This is a genomic window from Parasynechococcus sp. (genome assembly GCF_042954245.1).
GTDB lineage: Bacteria > Cyanobacteriota > Cyanobacteriia > PCC-6307 > Cyanobiaceae > Parasynechococcus.
In genome coordinates this window covers 1-6,041 of record NZ_JBGKDP010000158.1, presented here as the reverse complement: position 1 = coordinate 6,041, position 6,041 = coordinate 1, and the positions used below count along the sequence as shown (strand labels likewise).

The following is a 6,041-nucleotide window of genomic DNA, read 5'->3' as shown; positions in this document are numbered from 1 at the left end:
AGGCGTCGAGACAGCTGATGTCTGTGCCTGCACTGGTGAGGAACAGCACATCTGCGCTCGGCTGCTCAACGAGCACCACATTTTCCGGTGGGTCCAGACCCGGACAGATGGCAAGGCGATGCATGGCCCCATTCTCCGTATTGCGGAGCCCGGTGGTGAGAAGATTCAGCGGTCGGATCCATCACGGTGATGCATCAGTTCCTGCCCTATGCCTGGTTCCAGGGCCAGTGCGTTCCCTTCGAGGAGGCCAGGATCTCCATTGCCACCCATGCGCTGCATTACGGCACCGGTGCTTTCGGCGGCATGCGTGCCATTCCCGATCCCCAGAACAGCAACACCATGCTGCTGTTCCGCGCCGATCGGCACGCCCGGCGTCTGAGCCAGAGCGCCAGGTTGCTGCTCACGGATTTGAGTGAGGAGACGATCCTCTCGGCCCTCACCGCAATGCTGCAGGTCAACAAGCCTGACCAGCCGATCTATCTGCGGCCCTTCGTCTACACCAGCGATCTGGGCATCGCCCCGCGCCTGCACAACATCGAGACCGATTTCCTGATTTACGGACTCCCCTTGGGGGATTACCTGTCTCCGGAGGGGGTGAGCTGCCGGATCAGCAGCTGGACCCGTCAGGAGGACCGCTCCCTGCCGCTGCGCGGCAAGATCTCCGGCGCCTACATCACCAGTTCCCTGGCCAAGACGGAAGCCGTGCAGAGCGGTTTCGACGAAGCCTTGCTGTTGAACAGTCGCGGCAAGATCGGTGAAGCCAGCGGCATGAACCTGTTCCTGGTGCGTGATGGCCAGCTGATCACGCCTGGAGTTGATCAGGACATCCTCGAGGGCATCACCCGCGCTAGCGTGATTGAACTGGCTAAAGCGATGGACATCCCTGTGATTGAACGTCCGGTCGACAAAACTGAGTTGTTCATCGCTGATGAAGTGTTCCTGTCCGGTACGGCCGCCAAGGTGACGCCGATCCGTCAGATCGAATCCACGGTGCTGAACGCCAAGCGTCCTGTGATGGATGCACTGAAGGTCAAGCTGGTGGCGATCACCGAAGGGCGGGACCCCGCCTATGAGCACTGGGTTACCCGTATTCCAATCGGCTGAAGTTCGCCCTGAGCCTTTCTTAAGATCAGTGCTTCCTCGAGGGTGCATGGATGGTGGTGACGCAGGCAGATCGGCAAGCCACCACCTCTGCATTCCTCGAGTACCTGCATGGGCCGCAGCGCCCTGTGCTGGTGTTCGACGGCGCCACAGGCACCAGCCTTCAGGGGCTGGGGCTCACCGCGGATGATTTCGGTGGTCCTGACCTGGAGGGCTGCAACGAGAACCTGGCGGTCACCAAGCCGGATGCGGTCAAGGCTGTGCATCGCCAGTTCCTCGAAGTGGGCTGCGATGTCATCGAGACCGACACCTTTGGCGCTGCATCGATCGTCCTGGCGGAATACGGCCTGGAAGACAAGGCCTTCGAGCTGAACAAGCGGGCAGCCGAGCTCGCCCGGGAAATGGCTGATGAATTCAGCACCCCTGAGAAGCCCCGCTTCGTGGCGGGCTCCATGGGACCCACCACCAAGCTGCCCACCCTCGGCCACATCGATTTCGACACGATGCGAGACTCGTTCCGCGAGCAGGCTGAGGGACTGATAGCCGGCAATGTCGACCTGTTCATTGTCGAAACCTGTCAGGATGTGCTGCAGATCAAGGCAGCTCTCCAGGGCATCGAAGAGGCTTTTGCAGCCACCGGTGAGCGGCGGGCCCTGATGGTGTCGGTCACGATGGAAACCACCGGCACCATGCTCGTTGGCACGGACATCGCTGCCGTGGTGTCGATCCTTGAGCCGTTCCCAATCGACATCCTCGGCCTGAACTGCGCCACCGGTCCGGAGCAGATGAAGGAGCACATTCGCTACCTTTCCGAGCATTCTCCCTTCACCGTCAGCTGCATTCCCAATGCTGGTCTGCCGGAAAACGTTGGTGGTGTGGCCCATTACCGCCTCACGCCGGTGGAGCTGAAGATGCAGCTCATGCACTTCGTTGAAGACCTCGGTGTGCAGGTGATCGGTGGGTGTTGCGGCACCACCCACGCCCACATCGGCAGCCTGGCGGAACTGGCCCAGGAGCTCAAGCCGGCTCAACGCCCCTCCCGCTGGAATCGCGCCAGCGCGGAGGATGTGCGACCCAGCCTCAATTACGAGCCCGCCGCCTCGTCGATCTATGGCGTCACGCCATATCACCAAGACAACTCCTTCCTGATCATTGGTGAGCGGCTCAATGCCAGTGGCAGTCGAAAAGTGCGCGAACTGTTGGCCGAGGAAGACTGGGATGGGCTGGTGTCGGTGGCCCGCGATCAGGTGAAGGAAAACGCTCACGTGCTCGACGTCAACGTCGATTACGTCGGTCGCGATGGCGAACGGGACATGCACGAGCTGGTGAGTCGTCTGGTCACCAACGTCAACCTGCCCCTGATGCTCGACTCCACTGAGTGGAAGAAGATGGAGGCGGGCCTGAAGGTGGCCGGGGGCAAGTGCGTTCTTAACTCTACCAACTACGAAGACGGTGATGAGCGCTTCTTCAAGGTTTTGGAGCTTGCTCGCCGCTACGGCGCCGCTGTGGTGGTCGGCACGATCGATGAAGACGGTATGGCTAGAACGGCCGAGAAGAAGTTCGCCATCGCCCAGCGGGCCTATCGCGATGTCCTGGAGTTCGGTATCCCTGCCCACGAGATCTTTTACGACCCCCTAGCCCTTCCCATCTCCACTGGCATCGAGGAAGACCGGCTGAATGGTCGCGCCACCGTGGATGCCATCCGGATGATCCGGGAGAACCTCCCCGGTGTGCACGTGGTGCTCGGGGTCAGCAATGTGAGTTTCGGCCTGTCACCGGCGGCCCGGATCACCCTCAATTCGGTCTTCCTCCACGACTGCTGTGAAGCCGGCATGGATTCGGCCATCGTCAGCCCCGCCAAGATTCTTCCGTTGATCAAGATCAGCGATGACCACCAGACGGTGTGTCGTGATCTGATCAATGACAACCGCCGTTTCGAGGAAGGCATCTGCGTCTACGACCCGCTCACCGAACTCACTAAGCTGTTCGAGGGAGTCAGCACCAAGGAAGCCCGTGCTTCAGGCCCCTCGCTGGCTGATCTGCCGATTGAGGAACGGCTCAAGCAGCACATCATTGATGGGGAGCGCATCGGCCTTGAGCCCTCCCTGGACGAGGCGCTGCAGACCTATCCCCCTCTGCAGATCATCAACACCTTCCTGCTGGATGGCATGAAGGTGGTGGGTGAATTGTTCGGGAGCGGCCAGATGCAGCTCCCCTTCGTGCTGCAAAGCGCCGAGACGATGAAATCCGCCGTGGCTCACCTCGAGCCGCACATGGAACAAAGCGAAGGCGAGAGCATGAGCAAGGGCAAGTTCCTGATCGCCACGGTGAAGGGCGATGTCCATGACATCGGCAAGAACCTGGTGGACATCATCCTCACCAACAACGGCTACGAGGTGATCAACCTGGGCATCAAGCAGAACTGTGAGGCCATTGTTGAGGCTCAGCGTGAACATCAGGCCGATTGCATCGCCATGAGCGGTCTGCTGGTGAAATCCACGGCCTTCATGAAGGACAACCTCCAGGCCTTCAATGATGCGGGGATCGATGTTCCTGTGATTCTCGGCGGTGCGGCCCTAACGCCGCGCTTCGTGCAGAAGGACTGCCGCGAGGTTTACGACGGCAAGGTGATCTACGGCCGTGATGCCTTCGCTGATCTGCGCTTCATGGATGCGTTGATGGATGCGAAGCGCAGCGACAACTGGAACAACACCAAGGGCTTTCTGGCTGATGTTCCCCAAGGCGTTGGCCTGGATGAAGAGTCGACAACTTCCGAGAACGTTGAGGAGGCATCCGCCTCCTCAACGGATGTTCCAGCAGCGGATCTGCCGCCGGTGAGCGCGGATCGTTCCGACGCCGTCCCCGCTGAAGCCGCACCGGTGCCCCCCTTCCTGGGCTCTGCTGTGATCACTGAGGCCGACATCGACATCGCTGAGGTCTTTCACTACCTCGATCGCAATGCTCTCTTTGCTGGCCAGTGGATGCTCCGCAAAACCAAGGAGCAGAGCCGGGACGATTACAAGGCGATGCTTGCGGAGAAGGCAGAGCCGGTGCTGAAGGAGTGGATGCAGCGCTGCATCGACGAGTTATTGTTGACCCCCCGGGCGGTGTACGGCTACTTCCCTGCAGGACGCGATGGCAACAACCTTCGGGTGTTCGATGCCTATGGCACGCGGGAACTCGGGCGTTTTGAGCTTCCCCGTCAGCGGTCTGGCAACCGCTACTGCATTGCAGATTTCTTCAACGATTTAGACCCTGATGGACGCCCTACGGACGTGCTGCCGATGCAGGCCGTGACCATGGGCCAGAAGGCCTCCGTGGTGGCCCAGGAGTTGTTCAAGGGCGATCGCTACAGCGACTACCTATACTTCCACGGCCTTGCGGTGCAGATGGCCGAAGCGATGGCTGAATGGGTGCACGCACGCATTCGCTCCGAACTTGGCTTCGCTGATCCTGACGGCATGGCACTGCGGGATGTGCTGGCGCAGCGTTATCGCGGTAGTCGTTACTCCTTCGGCTACCCCGCCTGCCCCAATGTGGCTGATTCCAGGCAGCAGCTGGCATGGCTCGGCGCCGATCGGATCGGCCTCAGCATGGACGCGAGCGACCAGCTCGAACCGGAGCAAAGCACCACAGCATTGGTGGCTCTCCACTCCCAGGCCCGTTACTTCAGCACCTGAGCCCTGAGGGGCGTCCCATATCCCATAGCCTGAGGCGCCCTGTTTCTGCTCACCATGGCCATTGCCGGACCGGATGGTGTCGATGCCGCCATCAAAGCGGGTGTCGATCTCGATGGAAGTCCAATCCCTGATGCGATGCTCGCTCTGTACAACCAAGTGATGGATCTGGAAAGTCAGCGCGCTCGCAGTGGTGTTCTGAAATCGATGCGCAACCGGGTGGTCAAGACCGGAGCCAAGCATTTCGACCAGGAAACGCTCAATCAAAGGCTCCAGGAGGCCGGTTGGGATGGTCTGAAGGACAAGGAGATCGCTTTCTTCTACGGATGATCTTCAGCTGACGGAGAACCAACTTCTGCCGGGCTCAATTCTGGCAGAGCTTCTCCATCGTGTCGATCACCTCTTGCTGAAACGATTCCAGGGCGCTGGACTCGCTCAGATCAAGGCCTTCGCCAGCGGCGTTCTGAGCCAGGTCCTGGAAATGAAAGGCTCCCTCTCCATTGGCAAGGAACTCGATCGCCGAGCTTTCGCCGCTCTCGCGAAACGCATCGCAGAGCGCCAGAAACGCAGCGTCTTCAGTGAACTCCCAATCCATCGAGTGGACATGACTGAATGACCTTTAACCCGCTCCCCCAGGGGTTCGTCAACCGTCTGAAGTCAAAATGTGCCATTCCTTGGGCAGACTCCCTCTCAATTCAGCACTCAGATGTCCAGCAGTAGCCCCGAATTTCCCCCGGCCAGGAACGTTCTTGGCGACCCACTGCAGAGCTGCAGTTGTGAGCCGATGACGGGTTGGTATCGCAATGGTCTCTGCCAAACCGATCCATTGGATCTCGGCCAGCACAGCATCTGCTGTGTGATGACCGAGCAATTTCTCAGTTACAGCAAGGCCCAGGGCAATGACCTGATCACGCCGATGCCTGCCTTTCAGTTCCCGGGCTTGAAACCAGGAGACCACTGGTGCGTCTGTGCGCCGCGCTGGAAGCAGGCCTACGAGGATGGCGTCGCACCGCTGGTGCGTTTGGAGGCCACGGAAGACACGGCCCTGACTGTGGTCAGCCTTGAGCAGCTGAAGCAGCACGCTCACCAATCAATCGACTGACCGTCCCAGGCGAGAAAGGCCCCTGATTGTTCTGGGGTCTGTTGCAACAAAACCTCCACCAACTGCTGAGCGGCCCGTTCGGGTGAGAACAATTTTTCCGGTGCCACGAAGCTCTGGAACGGACGAGACAGGTCTGTGTGCGTCGTGCCGGGATGAAGCAG

General features: G+C 60.0%; 5 protein-coding genes and 1 pseudogene. 4 read left to right on the top strand and 2 right to left on the bottom strand.

Annotation, left to right across the window (positions count from 1 at the left end; all coding sequences use genetic code 11):
* The first annotated feature begins 189 nt into the window (after positions 1-189).
* From ACGVJ8_RS07150 to ACGVJ8_RS07140, 3 genes are read left to right on the top strand one after another with little or no spacing between them, the layout of a single operon-like run.
* Positions 190-1,104 carry a branched-chain amino acid transaminase gene (locus ACGVJ8_RS07150; protein WP_392346749.1) on the top strand — a complete coding sequence of 305 codons (915 nt, stop codon included), beginning with the start codon at positions 190-192 and terminating at the stop codon, positions 1,102-1,104.
* 50 nt (positions 1,105-1,154) lie between these two features.
* Entirely contained in the window at positions 1,155-4,781 is a 3,627-nt protein-coding gene (metH, locus tag ACGVJ8_RS07145) for a methionine synthase (RefSeq protein WP_392346745.1), read from the top strand.
* A 54-nt stretch (positions 4,782-4,835) separates the two neighbouring features.
* The gene (locus tag ACGVJ8_RS07140) at positions 4,836-5,108 is read left to right on the top strand and encodes a DUF4090 family protein (protein WP_392346743.1); all 273 of its coding nucleotides are present in this window, start codon (positions 4,836-4,838) and stop codon (positions 5,106-5,108) included.
* 34 nt (positions 5,109-5,142) lie between these two features.
* Here the strand turns inward: ACGVJ8_RS07140 and ACGVJ8_RS07135 are convergent, their stop codons facing one another.
* Entirely contained in the window at positions 5,143-5,373 is a 231-nt protein-coding gene (locus tag ACGVJ8_RS07135; RefSeq protein WP_392346740.1) for a hypothetical protein, read from the bottom strand.
* Positions 5,374-5,484: 111 nt separating this feature from the next.
* Between ACGVJ8_RS07135 and ACGVJ8_RS07130 the strand changes: the two genes are divergently transcribed.
* Positions 5,485-5,880, top strand: coding sequence for a DUF2237 family protein (locus ACGVJ8_RS07130; protein ID WP_392346738.1), 396 nt, complete (start codon positions 5,485-5,487; stop codon positions 5,878-5,880).
* Here ACGVJ8_RS07130 and ACGVJ8_RS07125 read toward each other — a convergent pair.
* Positions 5,862-6,041, bottom strand: a pseudogene (locus ACGVJ8_RS07125) (short-chain dehydrogenase); the annotation flags it as partial. The gene ACGVJ8_RS07130 and the pseudogene ACGVJ8_RS07125 sit on opposite strands and share 19 nt — an antisense overlap.